Origin of the sequence: Sulfitobacter sp. 1A15106, assembly GCF_043556995.1 — a bacterium.
Taxonomy (GTDB): Bacteria; Pseudomonadota; Alphaproteobacteria; order Rhodobacterales; family Rhodobacteraceae; genus Sulfitobacter; species Sulfitobacter faviae.
In genome coordinates, this window is record NZ_JBIFFM010000004.1 from 125,079 (window position 1) to 140,156 (window position 15,078).

The following is a 15,078-nucleotide window of genomic DNA, read 5'->3' on the forward strand; positions in this document are numbered from 1 at the left end:
GCGGCGATCCGTCAGATAGGGGCGGCCCCGAGGGGCCACCCGGTTGGCTCAGTCGAAACGGTTCACGGGCAGTTTCAGGTAGTGATGGCCGTCACCCTCCGTCGGAGGCAGCCGCCCGCCGCGCAGGTTGATCTGCAAGGCAGCAAGGATGCGGTTGGGCAGCGACAGGGTCGCGTCCCGCTTCTGACGGCGCTCGATGTAGTCCTCGCGCTTGGTGCCATCCTTGACGTGGATGTTATGGGCGCGGTGCTCGTCCACAGTGGCCTCCCACTGCGGTTCATTGCGCTCATCGGTGCCGTAGTCATGGCCGATGTAAAGCCGTGTGTCGCCGGGCAGGGCGAGGATGTCTTGGATCGACTCCCACAGCTCTTCCGTCGTGCCGCCGGGGAAATCGGAGCGCGAGGTGCCCGCATCGGGCTGCATCAACGTGTCATGCACAAAGGCCGCATCGCCGCAGACATAGGTGATCGACCCCAGCGTGTGACCCGGCGAGAGCATCACCTTCGCGTCCAACTCCCCGATCTTGAAGGTCTCGCCCTCCTGAAACAGGTGATCAAAATCGCGATCCGGGTCAAAGGCATCGGGCATGTTGTAAAGATCGGCCCAAATCTTGGCGATTTCAGGCACCAGCGCGCCAATTGCGTTGGGCGCGCCCGTACGCTCTTTCAACTGGGCCGAGGCCATGACGTGATCCGCATGGGGGTGGGTATCCAGCACCCATTCCACGGTGAGGCCATTTTCCTTAACCAGATCAAGCACCTGATCCATGCTTTCGGTCGTGAATTTGTAGTTCTTCGGGTTGAAGTTCCACACCACGTCGATCAGCGCGGCCTTCTTCGTTGCCGGATCGGCGCAGATGTACTGGATCGAGCCGGTGTCGGGTTCATAGATGCCCCAGACATCGGGGCTGCCCGCCCCTGTTGAGGGGGAGTGGTGCACGACGGGTGAATTGAGAGGGTCGCTCATCAGGCTGGTCCTTTCTTGGTTTTAGAGGTCAAATCAGGGCTGTGCCGGGCGATCCACATGCCGCCCAGCATAAAGGGGACAAAGATCAAAGTGCCGTTGGCCGCGATGGGCAGGGCGGTCAATGCCGGGCCGGGGCAAAAGCCGCCCAAGCCCCAGCCGATGCCGAAAATCGCGGCGCCGGTCAGCAGTTTCGGCTCAAGATCGTTGCGGGTGGGAAGGCGGAATTTATGGTCGAAATAGGGGGTCTGACGGCAGCGGAACAGCCATGCGAACCCCGGTGCCGTAACCGCGATGGCGCCGCCCATGACAAAGGCAAGGCTGGGATCCCATGTGCCGAAAACGTCGAGGAAGTTCAGCACTTTGGCCGGGTCGGCCATGCCGGAAACGATCAGGCCTATGCCGAACAAAAGGCCGGAGAGGAGGGCGAAGAACTGTTTCATGTCACCCTCCGATCACATGGCGCATGACAAAGACGGTCACGAATGCCGTCGCCATGAAGGTCACCGTCGCCACGATCGACCGCGCCGAGCCTCGGCTGATCCCGCAGACGCCGTGGCCCGAGGTGCAGCCGTTGCCATAGGTCGCGCCAAAGCCGACGAGCAGCCCGGCCACGGCCATCAGGACGGGGTTCGAAGGCACCCATTGCTGCGGCCAGCCACCCGAGGTGATCAACCAAAGCGGCGCCGCGAGCAAAAGCCCCAATACGAAGAAAAACGACACGCCCCGCGCTTCGCCGTCGCTGTCACGCGCGAAAAGCCGAGAGGTCAGCCCGCTGATCCCCGCGATGCGGCCGTTCGTGGCCATCAACAGCACCGCCGAGGCCCCGATCAGCGCGCCGCCGCCCAGCGACAGCCATGGTGTGAATTCGGTTTCCATCTCTCAACTCCTTACGGCCCGCCAAGCGGCTGGCTTGTGTCAGACTGGAAACCAGTATATATTACGACCTCATAATATTCAATGATGCTAATATGAAAAACACGGACGACTTTCTGGAGGGCGATATCGCCGGGGCTGCGGCGCTCATGACGATGCTTGCGTCAGAGGCGCGGTTGCAGATCCTGTGCCGTCTGATCGGTGGGGAACGCTCGGTCGGGGATTTGGCGCAGGCCTGCGGTCTGTCGCAATCCACCATGTCGCAGCAGTTGAAAAAGTTGAAGGACGCCGGTCTGGTCGACAGCCGCCGGGCTGGGCAGACGATCTTTTACCGCGTCAAGGGGCAGGAAGCCGTGGCCGTTCTGGAAACGCTGCATGGCCTCTACTGCGCGCAAAAGTAAAACGCCCGGCAAAACCGGGCGCTTCTCTCATGCTTTGCTATCCGCGTAGGATTTGACCAACTGACCGATCTTCTCTTCGGTCAGGTCGATGCCGCGGGCCTTGCCCTCCTGCAGGGCCGTGTCACCGTCCCAACCCTTATCCCCCGCGAGCGCCATCAGGGTCATCGCCCCTGCACGTTTGCCCGAAGCGCAGTGCAGAAACACTGGCTGGGGCAGGTCGTCCAGTGACTTGCGGAATTCATCCACCGTCTCGGGGCCGAGGCAGTACGGCGTCACCGGATGGTGCAGGTAGTTCAACCCCAGCTTCTCGGCCACCAGCCGCTCTGCATCGGGGGAGAGGCCGCCTTTCTCATCCGAGGCACGGAAGTTCACCACCGTTTTCATCCCAGCAGAAGCCGCCTGCTCCAGCGCTTTCGCGTCCGGCATGAACAGAGCCACGTTGTGGGTAGGGTCGATGGTCGCGATCTTTTGGCTGTCGTCGGTCATTCTGGCCTCCTTCTCTGCGCGGATGCAGTCGCCCGCGCGTGGTGGTTTCAGCGGCCCAACCCCAACCCGGCGCAACTGTTCCCCGCTTAGCAGAACGGGCCGCGCTGCGCAGATATAATCCGAGTATTAAAGTCAGGATTGTCACCGCCGCCCGGTTTTGCTAGGCAGCAGGCAGAAATTCCGCTTGGCGCAAGAGGTGCTGCGACGATTCTGCCCCGCTGTGGCAGGCGCCCCAGACCTGCGCCGTGATCAAAGACAAACCCATCGGGAGCCACCCCCATGCCGCATTTTCGTTCCGCGTTCCTCGCGGCCCTGTCCCTGACCATCGCCCAAGGCGCCGCCGCTGAGACGCCCGCCGCGACCCCGGCCAGCGCCGCGCCCGCGCTCAAGGTCGAACTGAACGCCGCCGACACCACGGAAGCCAATTGCAAGCTGACCTTCCTCATCACCAACGAGCTTTCCGCCCCACTCGACAAGGCGGTCTATGAAACCGTGCTGTTCGACCGTGAAGGCACCGTGAACCGGCTAACGCTCTTCGATTTCGGCGAACTGCCCGTTGGCCGCCCGCGCGTGCGTCAGTTCGTGGTGCCGCAGACCACCTGCGAAAACCTTGGCCGCATCCTCTTTAACGGCGCGCAAAGCTGTGACGGCGCGGGGATCGAGGCGGGCACCTGCGAAAGCGCGCTGGCCCCGGCGACCCGGACCGAGATCGAGGTGCTGGGCTGATGGATCAACTTGACGCGCTGCTGACCCCATTGCGGGGCATTGCCGAAACCGGTGGCCCGGTGGTGGTGATCCTGATGGCCGTGGCCGTGCTGACCCTTGCGGTCGCGCTTTATAAAACATGGCAGTTCCGCGCCGCCGCCGTGGGCCGCCACCGGGCGCTGTCCGAAGCGGTCAACGCATGGGAGCGTGGCAATGCCGCCGCCGCCCGCGCGGCGCTGGGCCGGTCGAAAAGCTACCTCGCCCCGGTGATCGAATTGGCCATGTCCGCGCCTGAGGCGGGTGCCTCTCGCTTGCAGGCCGAGGCCGAGATGCGTTTTGCCAAGCTAGAGCGTGGCTTCCGCCTGCTTGATTCCGTGGCGCAGCTTGCCCCGCTCTTGGGTCTCTTCGGCACGGTTCTGGGCATGATCGAAGCTTTCCGCGCCTTGCAGGATGCCGGCTCTCAGGTGGACCCGTCGATCCTCGCCGGTGGCATCTGGGTGGCGCTTCTGACCACCGCCGTCGGGCTTGTCGTGGCCATGCCGACCGCGCTGGTGCTCAGCTGGCTTGAGCAACGCATGGAGAACGAGCGCGTCATCGCCGACAAGGCGATCCTCACCGTGCTGCATCCCGGCCAGAACGCGGCCCCCGCCGCTGCGCCCGCCGCCACCCCCTTTGCCGCCGCCGCGCCCCGGCCAGCCCATGGCTAGGCCACGCCGGCGGCGCAACCGCCTCTCCATGACCTCCCTGATCGACGTGATCTTTCTGCTGTTGTTGTTCTTCATGCTGACCTCGACCTTCTCAAAATTTGCCGAGATCGAATTGGCCGCAGCGACATCCGGGGCAGGGGCCGAGACGGGGGCGAAACCCTATTTCCTGCAACTGACCACCGAGGGGTTGCGCCTCAACGGCGATGCGCTGGCGCTTGAGGCGCTGACCACCAGCCCCTTGGCCGAGGCCGAGGAGGGCGCGCCGCTTCTGGTCTCGCTCGGGGCCGAGGTCGAGGCGCAGGCGCTGGCCGATCTGCTCATCGCGCTGCGCGCCCTGCCGGGGCTTAGCGTCTCGGTTCTGGAGGGCTGACCATGCGACCCATCGCCAAGGCCAAACCGCAACGCGAACCGACCATCGCGCTGATCAACATCGTCTTTCTGATGCTGGTCTTTTTCATGGTCGCAGGCACCCTGTCGCAGCCGCTCGATTCCGATCTCAACCTCGTCGAAACCCGCGAGCTTGAGGGGCGCGCCCCGCCGAATGCGCTGGTGGTCCATGCCGATGGCCGCATGACCTACGCAGGCCAAGACCGCGCCAGCGTGGCCGATTTCATCGACGCGCTGCCCGAAGAAGAGCGCGACACCGTGCGGCTGCTGCCCGACCGCGCGCTGCCCGCCCGCCGCCTTGTCGAACTGACCCGCGAACTGCGCGGGGCAGGGGCCGCGCGCGTCATGCTTGTCACCGAAAGGGCGCTGCAATGATCCCCCGTTCCGGTCTCGTCAAAACACTTTCCATCGGCGTCGCTGCCAGCCTCGTCGTGGGCGTGTCGCAACTCGCCCAGATCGACGACAGCGCCAAGATCGCAGGCGGCGGCGCGCCCGCCGCGGCCCAGCTTGGCACGCGGTTCGAGGATATGGCGGTCGGCACATTGGATGCCGAGCCGGTGGAAGAGATCACCCCAACCCCCGAACCCGAACCGGTGGAGACCGCAGAGGCCCTGCCGCCGACCCCCGCGCCGGAGCCCGCGCTAACATCGACGCCTAGGCCCGTCGCAGAGCCGGTGCAGGCCGTCGAAGCCGAACCCATGCCCGTGGCTCCGCCCGCCGCATCGCCGGCAGAGACGCCGGTCTTGCCCGCGCTGACGCCGGTCGAAACCCCGCCCGAGACGACTGAGGCCACGCCAACGATCACCGCTGCCGCCCCGGTGCCGCCGGTCGAGACCCTCACCGCCGAGGCCGAGGATGACGCGCCGCGCCTGTCGCAGCGCCCGCAACGCCGCGACCCCGAGCGCGCCGCAGAGGCCGCCAAGAAGGCCAAGCCCAAGCCACAGCCGAAGCCCAAGCCCAAACAGACCACGCGCGGCAATGCAAAGCGCAACAACACCAAGGGCGCGCAGACCGCCAGCCGCGCCGGCAATTCCGCGCAATCGGGCAGCCGGCAACGTGCCGCCGCACCTGCGGGGAATGCGGCGGCCAGCAACTATCCCGGCAAGGTGATGAGCCGCATCGCCCGCGTCGGCAAGCCGCGCGTCCGCTCCCGCGGGACGGCTGTGATCGCCTTTTCCATCGGTGGGGGCGGGCAGTTGGCAGGGGTCCGCGTGGCCCGCAGCTCCGGCTCGGCGGCGCTGGACCAAGCGGCGCTTGGCATCATCCGCAAGGCCGCCCCTTTCCCGCGCCCGCCCGCCGGGGCGCGGCGCAACTTCTCGATCCAGATCAAAGGCCGGTAACGGGCAGGCGGAGGGCTCAGCCCTCCGCGATCACCCCGTCGACCGCCGTGCCCAGCATCTCGACCGTCATCTCGATTTCCTCGGGCGGGGAGGTAAAGGCCGGGGCCAGCAGAACGTGATCCCCCGCCGTGCCATCGGCGCAGCCCTGCGAAGGGTAGCAGATCATCCCCGCCTCCATCGCCGCGCGCTGGATCTTGCCCGCAAGGTTGCGGCTGACGTCGAAGGGCGTCTTGCTGTCGCGGTTGGCCACCAGTTCGATGGACCAAAACAGCCCGCGCCCGCGGATGTCACCGACATGGGGATGCTCCCCGAAGCGGTCGCGCAGCGCGGTTTCCAATTGCTGCCCCCGGGTGCGCACCGCGCTCAGCAAATCGCGGCTCTCGACCTCTTGCAGCACCGCCAGCGCCCCCGCCGTGGCCACCGCATGGGACATATAGGTGTGCCCGTTCCACAGGTTGCCGCTGCCCGCCATGATCGCCTCGATCACGCTTTGCCGCGCCATCACCGCCGCGATCGGCTGGTAGCCCGCGCCGAGGCCCTTGGCCATGGTGGTGATATCGGCGCAAATGCCTTCCTGCTCCAGCGCAAAAAGGCTACCGGTGCGCCCCATGCCGCACATCACCTCATCGGCGATGAGTAGCACGCCGTGGCGGTCGCAAATTTCACGCACATGTTTGAAATAGCCCTCGGGCGCGGGCTGGGAGCCGAGCGAGGCGCCGACCACCGGCTCGGCCACGAAGGCGGCAACCGTCTCTGGCCCCAACTCGACGATCCGCGCGTCCAACTGATCCGCCAGTCGCCGCGCGAAATCCGTCTCGCTCTCGCCCTCGCGTTGGAGGCGGTAGGCATAAGCGGCGTCGATATGCTCCACCTCCATCAACATCGGGGCGAAGGGCGCCCGCCGTCCGGCATGGCCGCCCACCGCCAGCGCGCCGAGCGTGTTGCCGTGATAGCTGGGCTTGCGCGCGATGATCTTGGCGCGGCCCGTGTCGCCGCGCTCCAAATGATACTGCCGCGCGAGCTTCAGCGCCGCCTCCATCGCCTCGGACCCGCTGCCCAGATACATGACCCGGCCTTCGCCCGTACCCTCGGGCGCGCGGGCGATGAGATGGTCGGCCAGCGCCTCTGCCGGGGCGTTGGTGAAAAGGCCAGTATGGGCAAAGGCAAGCTTGTCCATCTGCGCGGTGACGGCGGCGCGCACGGCGGCATTGTCATGCCCAAGGCTTGATACAGCCGCACCGCCACAGGCGTCCAGATAGCGCTTCCCTTTGTCATCAATAAGGAAATTTCCTTCTCCGCGTACGATCACAGGTTGCGTGGCGCGCAGGTTACGGTGCAATACATGGCTCATCGTAGAATCCGATCCTTGGGGTCGACCCTATTTACCGCTTCGCCTGCTGACTGCCACATTAATCAGCACAAGGCGCCTATTCGGAAAAGCTTGGGCTGACCTAGGGTCAGGAGAAGCTTGACAGGTAAAATATTTTATCAAACGGTAAAATACCTAACCAACGGGGGATAAAAATGACACAACGCAATTTCACACGCCGCTTCCTATTGGGTACGGCGGCCATGCTGGCGGGTGCCAGCCTTTTGCCGCAGGGCGCGCTGGCCGCCGAGCCGATCAAGGTTGCGGGCGTCTACACCGTGCCGGTGGAACAGCAATGGGTCAGCCGTATCCACAAGGCTGCCGAGGCGGCACAGGAACGTGGCGACATCGAGTATACCTTCACCGAGAATGTCTCAAACACCGATTACGCCCGCGTGCTGCGCGAATATGCCGAGGCCGGCAACCAGTTGATTGTGGGCGAGGTCTTCGGCGCCGAGGCCGAGGCGCGCGAAGTCGCCGCCGATTACCCCGAGGTCGCCTTCCTCATGGGCTCCAGCTTCAAGCAGGACGATGCGCTGCCGAATTTCGCGGTCTTCGACAACTACATCCAAGACGCGGCGTACCTCTCGGGCATCATCGCGGGTGCGATGACCGAGAGCGGCAACATCGGTATGGTCGGCGGCTTCCCGATCCCGGAGGTGAACCGCCTGATGCATGCCTTCATGGCCGGTGCGCAGGAAATGAACCCCGACATCAAGTTCCAGGTGAGCTTCATCGGCTCCTGGTTCGATCCGCCCAAGGCCAAGGAAACCGCGTTCGCTATGGTCGAGCAGGGGGCCGACGTGCTCTATGCCGAGCGGTTCGGCGTCTCTGACGCGGCGCAGGAGAAGGGCGTGCTGGCCATCGGCAACGTGATCGACACCCAAGCGGAATACCCCGAGACCGTCGTCGCCTCCGCCCTGTGGCATTTCGAGCCGACGCTGGACGCCGCCATCGCCGCCGTCAAAGCGGGCGAGTTCAAGGCCGACGACTACGGCCGCTATTCCTTCATGGCCGAGGGTGGTTCCTCGCTCGCGCCTCTGGGCACCTTTGAGGGCAAGGTCCCGCAAGAGGCGATGGACCTCATCGAGGAGCGCGAGAAGGCGATCCGCGACGGGTCCTTCACGGTCGAGATCAACGACGAAGAGCCGAAGTCCAACTAAATGACCGATCAAAACCCCGAGGCGCAGGTGGTCCTGCGCCTCGATGGCATTACCAAGCGATTTGGCAAGCTCACCGCCAATGACGCGATCAGCTTTGATCTGCGGCAGGGCGAAGTCATTGCCCTGCTGGGCGAAAACGGCGCGGGCAAGACCACGCTGATGAATATCCTCTTCGGCCATTACACGCCCGACGAAGGCCATGTCGAAGTGTTCGGCGAGCGTCTGCCCGCCGGCAATCCGCGCGCGGCATTGGCCGCCGGTGTCGGCATGGTGCACCAGCATTTCACGCTGGCCGACAACATGAGCGTTCTGGAAAACATTGTCCTTGGCACCCGATCGATCTGGCGGCCCGGCTTTGGCAGGACGCAGGCGCGGCAGCGAATCGTGGCGCTGATGGAGGACTACGGGCTGCGGGTGGACCCCGACGCGCAAGTCGGCAGCCTCAGTGTCGGCGAACGCCAGCGGGTCGAGATCCTGAAGGCCCTCTACCGCGAGGCGCGTATCCTGATCCTCGACGAGCCGACCGCCGTTCTGACCCCACAAGAGACCGAAGACCTCTTCGCCACCATGCGCAAGGCCGTCGCACTTGGCCTGTCGGTCATCTTCATTTCTCACAAACTACACGAGGTCATGGCGATTTCGTCGCGCGTCGTCGTGCTGCGCCACGGCAAGCTGGTGGCAGAAGCCAAAACAGCCGAGACCGACCGCGCCGCGATGGCGCAGATGATGGTCGGCTCCGAGGTCGCAGCCCCGGTCGTGCGCCGCGCCGATCCGGGCGAGGCTTTGGTCACGCTGAGGGGCGTTTCCACCCCCGACATCGGCTCTGCACCGGGGCTGAAGAACGTCGACCTTGAGTTGCGCGCGGGCCAGATTACCGGCCTCGCCGGGGTGTCCGGCAATGGACAGACGGCGCTTGCCGACCTGATTGGCGGGCTCATTCGTCCTGCCTCGGGCACGTTCCACGTCAAGGGAGACGTCCCGCGCGGCTGGTCGCCCCATGCCGCCATCGGCGCGGGCATCGCCCGCATCCCCGAAGACCGCCATAAGACCGGTACCATCGCCGATTTCGACCTCACCGAAAACGCGGTGCTCGAGCTTTACTCTCGCCCCGGTTTCTCCCGTCACGGCTGGATGAACTGGCGCGCCGCGCGCGATTTCGCGGCCAAGATCATCAAGGGATACGACGTGCGCTGCCCCGGTCCCGAAACGCGCATTCGGCTGCTCTCAGGCGGCAACATGCAAAAGCTGATCTTGGGCCGGGTGCTAGAAACCGCGCCTTCGGTGGTGCTGGCCAACCAGCCGGTGCGCGGCCTGGACATCGGGGCGCTCACCTACGTGCACGAACAACTGCTTGCCGCCCGCGACCGCGGTGCCGCGGTACTGCTGATCTCGGAAGACCTCGACGAGGTCACGGCGCTGTCGGACGTGATCCACGTGATCTCCGAAGGCCGCCTTTCGCCCCCCTTCGCCCGCGGCGCGCTCACCCCCGCCGAACTGGGCGTTTGGATGGCGGGCGATGGATTCGAGGAGACCTCCCATGCGGCTTGAACCCGTCGCCAACCCCACATGGACCCGCTCGCTGGGCCTGCCTGCGCTGGCGCTTTTCGCGACCGTGGTCGTGGCTTCGCTGCTCGCGATGGTCGCAGGCGCGCAGCCGTTTTCGGTGCTGGGCCTGATCGTCAAGGGCGCCTTCGGCTCGAAGTTCGCCCTGCTGGAGACGCTCAACCGCGCCACGCCGCTCATCTTCACCGGGCTTGCCGTCGCCGTCGCCTTCCGCGCGAAACTGTGGAACATCGGCGCCGAGGCGCAGCTTTACATGGGCGCGGTGGTCACCGTGGTGCTGGGCACCGGCGCGCTGGCATGGCCCAGCTTTGCGCTGCTGCCGACGATTGCCCTCGCCGCCATGCTCGCCGGGGCCGTGGTGCTGCTGGTGCCGACCTTCCTCAAGACCCGATTCGGCGTCGATGAGGTCGTCACCACGCTGCTTTTGAATTTCGTCGTGCTGCTTTGGGTTTCCATGCTGCTCGAAGGCCCGCTGAAAGACCCGATGGGCCTCGGCTGGCCCAAGTCCGCCCGGCTGATCGGGGAGGCGCGTCTGCCGCGCATCGCCGAGGGGCTGCGGCTGCATTGGGGCTTCGCCCTTGCGCTGATCTCGGCCCTCGTCGTCTGGGTGATCCAGCGCCGCAGCACGCTGGGCTACGAGATGCGCGCGGTGGGTCTGAACCCCGCGGCGGCGCGTTTCGCGGGCATCCCGGTGAACGCCGTGCTGATCAAGACGGCGCTTCTGTCGGGTGGCCTCGCCGCGCTGGCGGGCTTTTCCGAGGTGGCGGGGCTCAAGGGCAGCCTCACCTTGGATATCTCGCCGGGCTTTGGCTACACCGGGATCATCGTCGCCATGCTGGCGCTGCTGAATCCGCTTGGCGTGGTGGTCGCGGCACTCTTCGTCGCGGGTATCTTCGTCGGGGCCGACAGCATGAGCCGCGCCGCGGGCGTGCCCACCTACCTTGCCGACATCATGCTGGCGCTGGCGCTGCTGGCGATGGTGCTGGCGATCATGCTCACGAAATTCCGGGTGAGGCGCGACTGATGGATATCTTCGACATTCTCCTTCAGGCGAGCTTCTGGACCGCCGCGATCCGCATCGCCTCGCCGCTGATCTTTGCTGCCCTGGGCGAGCTGATCTGCGAGCGGGCAGGGGTGCTGAACCTCGGCATCGAGGGCATCATGGTCGTCGGCGCCTTCGCCGGTTGGCTCACCGTCTACCTCGGCGGCGGGCTGTGGTTCGGTGTGGCGGTGGCGATGCTTTCGGGCATGGCCTTCGGGTTGGTGCATGGCGTGCTGACGGTGCCTTTCGGCCTCAGCCAGCATGTCGTCGGCCTCGGCATCACGCTTTTGGCGACCTCGCTCACCTACTATTGCTACCGTCTGGCGCTGCCCGAGGTCACCTCGCCGCCGAAGATTGAAGCCTTCCAACCGCTTGAAATCCCGCTTCTGTCCGACATCCCGGTGATCGGCCCCGCGCTCTTCAATCAGACCCCGCTGACCTATCTGGCCTTTGTGCTGGTGCTGGTGGTCACGCTGGTGCTCTACCGCACGCCCATGGGCCTCGCCCTGCGCGCGGCGGGCGAAAACCCGGCAGCGGTCGAGGCGCAGGGGCTCAGCGTCTCGGCCATCCGCATCGGCGCGGTGATGGTCGGCAGCGGGCTGATGGCTGTAGGCGGGGCGTTTCTGACGATGAGCGCCTTCAACTCCTTCTTTTTTGAGATGGTCAACGGGCGCGGCTGGATTTGCATCGCGCTGGTGGTTTTTGGCTCGTGGAAACCGGGGAAGACGCTTCTGGGCGCGGTGCTCTTCGCCGCCTTCGACGCACTGCAGATCCGGGTGCAGCAGACGCCGCTTGGGGCAGACATTCCCTATCAGATTTTCCTCATGGCGCCTTATATCCTGTCGATCCTCGCGCTTGTCGTCATGTCGCGCCGCGCGCAGGTGCCAGCGGCGCTGATGGTGCCGTTCAACAAGGGTGAGCGCTGAACGCAGCGCTCCCTCTCAACCCTTCCGTCCGGCCGCAGGCCGGGCAGCCCCCGGCCGCCCCCCGGGCGGGGGCTTTCACCCCCCACCCGCGGCCGGGGACTGCCCTTCGTGGTATTCAGCCCCGCAGTCACAAGGACCAAACCATGTTCGACCTCATCATCAAAGGCGGCACGCTCCCAGACGGCCGCAGCACCGACATCGGCATCAAGGGCGACCGCATCACCGCCATCGAAGACCTCTCCACGGCAGAGGCCCGCGAGACCATTGACGCCAGCGGCGACCTCGTCAGCCCGCCCTTCGTCGACCCGCATTTCCACATGGACGCCACGCTCAGCTACGGCACCCCGCGGATCAACGCATCCGGCACGCTTCTGGAGGGCATCGGCCTCTGGGGCGAGCTCAAAGAGGTCATGACCCAAGACGAGGTCAAAGCCCGAGCACTGGAATACTGCGATTGGGCCGCCTCGCTGGGCCTTCTGGCGATCCGCAGCCATGTCGACACCTGCGACGACCGCCTTTTGGGCGTCGAAGCCCTGCTCGACGTGCGCGAGACGGTGAAGGACTACATCGACCTGCAACTCGTCGCCTTCCCGCAAGACGGGCTCTACCGCGACCCCACGGCGCATGAGAACACCATTCGCGCCCTCGATATGGGTGTCGACGTGGTGGGCGGCATCCCGCATTTCGAACGCACCATGGCCGACGGCGCGCGCTCCGTCACCGCCCTATGCGAGCTCGCCGCAGAACGCGGCCTCATGGTCGACCTGCATTGCGACGAGACCGACGACCCCCATTCGCGCCATATCGAGACGCTGGCCTATGAGACCCAACGCCTCGGCCTGCAGGGCAGGGTGGCCGGCTCGCATCTCACTTCGATGCATTCGATGGACAATTACTACGTCTCGAAACTGCTGCCGCTGATGGCCGAAGCCCAAGTCGCCGCGATCCCCAACCCGCTGATCAACATCACCTTGCAGGGCCGTCACGATACCTACCCGAAACGCCGCGGCCTGACCCGGGTGAAAGAGATGCAGGCCATGGGCATCGACGTCGGCTGGGGGCAGGACTGCGTCATGGACCCGTGGTATTCCATGGGCACGGGCGACATGCTCGACGTGGCCTTTATGGGGCTGCATGTGGCGCAGATGACCTCGCCAGAGGAAATGCGCCGCTGTTTTGACATGGTGACGAATGTGAACGCGCGGATCCTCGGGTTGCAGGACTACGGGCTGCGCGTCGGCGCGACCGCCTCGCTGGTGGTACTGGACGCGGGCAACCCGATCGAGGCGTTGCGCCTGCGGCCCGACCGGCTCTGCGTCGTGGCTAAGGGCCGCGTGATCTCACAACAGGCGCGCAATGACGCACGGCTCAGCCTGCCGGGGCGGCCCGACAGCGTGCGCCGCCGCCATAGCGCGCATTCGTAAACCCGGGCTGAAAGCAGGCCCAAAATCGGCGCCTTGAAACCGGGTGCCGATTTCCTACCTCTGGCCAATTGAACTCCATCACACCCAATGCTATGTTAGCGCTAACCGCGCCAATCCGCCCGAAACCGGGCCACCGGAGGACTCACCATGACCACTAAAATCGCCATCAACGGCTTTGGCCGCATCGGACGCTGCGTGCTGCGCGCGCTGATCGAGAACGGCTTTGACGGGATCGAAGTCGTTGCCATCAACGACCTGACCGATGCCGAGAACCTGCTGCACCTGCTGAAATACGACTCCGTCCATGGCCGCCTGCCGGTGGATGCGGAATTGAAGGACGGCACCCTGCATGTGGCGGGCCAGAGCATCCGCATGACGGCAGAGCGCGACCCGGCGAAGCTGCCTTGGGGCGACGTCGATGTGGCCTATGAATGCACCGGTTTCTTCACCGCCCGCGACGCGGCGGCGAAACATCTGGAGAATGGCAGCAAACGCGTGTTGATCTCGGCCCCCGGCAAGGGCGTGGACCGCACCGTGGTCTACGGCGTCAACCATGACGAGTTGACAGGCGAAGACGTGATCGTCTCCAACGCGTCCTGCACCACCAACTGCCTCGCCCCCGTGGCCAAAGTGCTCGACGATACCTTCGGAATCGAGACCGGCTATATGACCACGATCCACGCCTATACCGGCGACCAGCCGACCCATGACAGCCCGCACCGCGACCCCTATCGTGGCCGTGCCGCCGCCCTGTCGATGGTGCCCACCTCGACCGGCGCCGCCGCCGCGATTTCCGAGGTGATCCCCCATCTGAAAGGCGTGCTCGAAGGCTCCGCCGTGCGGGTGCCGACGGCCAATGTCTCGCTCGTGGACCTGTGCATCATGCCCAAGAAACCCGCCACGGCAGAGGCGGTGAACGCCGCGATGCAAGAGGCCGCCAATGGCGCGTTGAAAGGCGTGTTGGCCTATGAGCCCGCGCCGCTGGTCTCGACCGATTTCAACCACGATCCGCATTCCTCCACCCTCGCGCCCGATCAGACGCGGGTGACCGATGGCGGCATGATCCGCGTGGTCAGCTGGTATGACAATGAATGGGGTTTCTCGAACCGCATGAACGACACTGCGCGCGCCATTGCCGCGCTGATTTAAGCTATTGCCGGCGCGGGGGGCAGCCCTCGCGCCCGCGCTCTACAGTGAGGCCGCCGCGCGGCTCGCTTGGTCATATTGCCCCGACATCGCCCGAAGCTGCGCCGCAATCTTGCGCAGTTCGTCGCCCGAGATATCGGTGCGCGGCAAGCCATCCAGAAAACACGCCTGACGGATCGCGCGATAGGCTTCGCACAGCTCGGCGCCCGCAGGCGAGGTGCGATAGAACACCTCCTTGCCGCGCTTCTCTGCGCTTAGCAATTCGGCCTTCACCAGCTTGCGAAGGGCGTAGTTCACCGTATGCGTGTCTTCGATGTTGAGCAGGAAGCAGATATCCGTCAGCCGCTTCTCCCGGCCCCGGTGGTTGGCGTTGTGCAGCACGAGGATTTCCAGCGGCGTCAGATCGCCATTGCCCGCCGCCGCCATGCAGCGCGACATCCAGCGCGTGAAGGCGTTGTAGGCGATGATCATGCCGTATTCGAGTTCGGAGGCCTCCCAGCCATCGCCCTCGGCCAAGTGACGTGAAGAGACGATGCGGCGTGACGGGGTGGGGGGTACTTCTTCCGACATGCGGTGCCTC

General features: G+C 65.3%; 18 protein-coding genes. 12 read left to right on the forward strand and 6 right to left on the reverse strand.

Annotated elements, in window-relative coordinates; genetic code table 11:
- Positions 1–48: 48 nt before the first annotated feature.
- The 3 genes from ACGYKA_RS07610 to ACGYKA_RS07620 are packed head-to-tail and all read right to left on the reverse strand — an operon-like array spanning position 49 to position 1,842.
- A complete protein-coding gene (locus ACGYKA_RS07610) occupies positions 49–966 on the reverse strand; it encodes an MBL fold metallo-hydrolase (RefSeq protein WP_394410904.1) in 918 nt (305 codons plus the stop codon).
- Positions 966–1,406 (reverse strand): DUF6691 family protein, encoded by a 441-nt coding sequence (locus tag ACGYKA_RS07615; protein WP_394410902.1) that lies wholly within the window; start codon positions 1,404–1,406, stop codon positions 966–968. Before ACGYKA_RS07615 ends, ACGYKA_RS07610 begins: the two co-directional genes overlap by 1 nt.
- Position 1,407: 1 nt before the next feature.
- Positions 1,408–1,842, reverse strand: a complete 435-nt coding sequence (locus ACGYKA_RS07620; RefSeq protein ID WP_322329192.1) for a YeeE/YedE family protein — start codon at positions 1,840–1,842, stop codon at positions 1,408–1,410.
- 92 nt (positions 1,843–1,934) lie between these two features.
- Between ACGYKA_RS07620 and ACGYKA_RS07625 the strand changes: the two genes are divergently transcribed.
- Positions 1,935–2,240, forward strand: a complete 306-nt coding sequence (locus ACGYKA_RS07625) for an ArsR/SmtB family transcription factor (protein WP_394410899.1) — start codon at positions 1,935–1,937, stop codon at positions 2,238–2,240.
- 27 nt (positions 2,241–2,267) lie between these two features.
- On the opposite strand, the gene ACGYKA_RS07630 is transcribed toward ACGYKA_RS07625, so the two are convergent.
- Complete coding sequence (locus tag ACGYKA_RS07630) at positions 2,268–2,726, reverse strand: beta-lactamase hydrolase domain-containing protein (RefSeq protein WP_394410896.1); 459 nt, start codon at positions 2,724–2,726, stop codon at positions 2,268–2,270.
- 279 nt (positions 2,727–3,005) lie between these two features.
- Here ACGYKA_RS07630 and ACGYKA_RS07635 point away from each other — a divergent pair, with 279 nt between their 5' ends.
- The 5 genes from ACGYKA_RS07635 to ACGYKA_RS07655 are packed head-to-tail and all read left to right on the forward strand — an operon-like array spanning position 3,006 to position 5,865.
- The gene (locus ACGYKA_RS07635) at positions 3,006–3,452 is read left to right on the forward strand and encodes a hypothetical protein (protein ID WP_394410893.1); all 447 of its coding nucleotides are present in this window, start codon (positions 3,006–3,008) and stop codon (positions 3,450–3,452) included.
- Entirely contained in the window at positions 3,452–4,138 is a 687-nt protein-coding gene (locus ACGYKA_RS07640; protein WP_394410890.1) for a MotA/TolQ/ExbB proton channel family protein, read from the forward strand. The genes ACGYKA_RS07635 and ACGYKA_RS07640 overlap by 1 nt, the downstream gene beginning before the upstream one ends.
- Positions 4,131–4,508 (forward strand): biopolymer transporter ExbD, encoded by a 378-nt coding sequence (locus ACGYKA_RS07645; protein ID WP_394410887.1) that lies wholly within the window; start codon positions 4,131–4,133, stop codon positions 4,506–4,508. The genes ACGYKA_RS07640 and ACGYKA_RS07645 overlap by 8 nt, the downstream gene beginning before the upstream one ends.
- Before the next feature lie 2 nt (positions 4,509–4,510).
- Complete coding sequence (locus ACGYKA_RS07650; protein WP_271692015.1) at positions 4,511–4,900, forward strand: biopolymer transporter ExbD; 390 nt, start codon at positions 4,511–4,513, stop codon at positions 4,898–4,900.
- The gene (locus tag ACGYKA_RS07655) at positions 4,897–5,865 is read left to right on the forward strand and encodes a TonB family protein (protein WP_394410885.1); all 969 of its coding nucleotides are present in this window, start codon (positions 4,897–4,899) and stop codon (positions 5,863–5,865) included. Before ACGYKA_RS07650 ends, ACGYKA_RS07655 begins: the two co-directional genes overlap by 4 nt.
- Positions 5,866–5,881: 16 nt before the next feature.
- Here ACGYKA_RS07655 and ACGYKA_RS07660 read toward each other — a convergent pair whose 3' ends face one another.
- Complete coding sequence (locus ACGYKA_RS07660) at positions 5,882–7,216, reverse strand: aspartate aminotransferase family protein (protein ID WP_394410882.1); 1,335 nt, start codon at positions 7,214–7,216, stop codon at positions 5,882–5,884.
- Between the two features lie 173 nt (positions 7,217–7,389).
- On the opposite strand from ACGYKA_RS07660, the gene ACGYKA_RS07665 reads away from it, so the two are divergent.
- From ACGYKA_RS07665 to gap, 6 genes are all read left to right on the forward strand, one after another.
- On the forward strand, positions 7,390–8,397 hold the full coding sequence (locus ACGYKA_RS07665; protein ID WP_394410879.1) for a BMP family protein: 1,008 nt from the start codon (positions 7,390–7,392) through the stop codon (positions 8,395–8,397).
- Positions 8,398–9,945 (forward strand): ABC transporter ATP-binding protein, encoded by a 1,548-nt coding sequence (locus ACGYKA_RS07670; protein ID WP_394410876.1) that lies wholly within the window; start codon positions 8,398–8,400, stop codon positions 9,943–9,945. It abuts the gene before it with no gap.
- Positions 9,935–10,984 carry an ABC transporter permease gene (locus ACGYKA_RS07675; protein WP_394410874.1) on the forward strand — a complete coding sequence of 350 codons (1,050 nt, stop codon included), beginning with the start codon at positions 9,935–9,937 and terminating at the stop codon, positions 10,982–10,984. The genes ACGYKA_RS07670 and ACGYKA_RS07675 overlap by 11 nt, the downstream gene beginning before the upstream one ends.
- Positions 10,984–11,928: an ABC transporter permease gene (locus ACGYKA_RS07680; protein WP_394410871.1), complete on the forward strand. Its 945-nt coding sequence runs from the start codon at positions 10,984–10,986 to the stop codon at positions 11,926–11,928. The genes ACGYKA_RS07675 and ACGYKA_RS07680 overlap by 1 nt, the downstream gene beginning before the upstream one ends.
- A gap of 143 nt (positions 11,929–12,071) precedes the next feature.
- Positions 12,072–13,352 (forward strand): amidohydrolase family protein, encoded by a 1,281-nt coding sequence (locus ACGYKA_RS07685; RefSeq protein ID WP_394410868.1) that lies wholly within the window; start codon positions 12,072–12,074, stop codon positions 13,350–13,352.
- Positions 13,353–13,499: 147 nt separating this feature from the next.
- Entirely contained in the window at positions 13,500–14,501 is a 1,002-nt protein-coding gene (gap, locus tag ACGYKA_RS07690) for a type I glyceraldehyde-3-phosphate dehydrogenase (protein WP_394410865.1), read from the forward strand.
- Between the two features lie 39 nt (positions 14,502–14,540).
- Here the strand turns inward: gap and ACGYKA_RS07695 are convergent, their stop codons facing one another.
- Positions 14,541–15,068 carry a winged helix DNA-binding protein gene (locus ACGYKA_RS07695; protein ID WP_394410862.1) on the reverse strand — a complete coding sequence of 176 codons (528 nt, stop codon included), beginning with the start codon at positions 15,066–15,068 and terminating at the stop codon, positions 14,541–14,543.
- Positions 15,069–15,078: the final 10 nt, after the last annotated feature.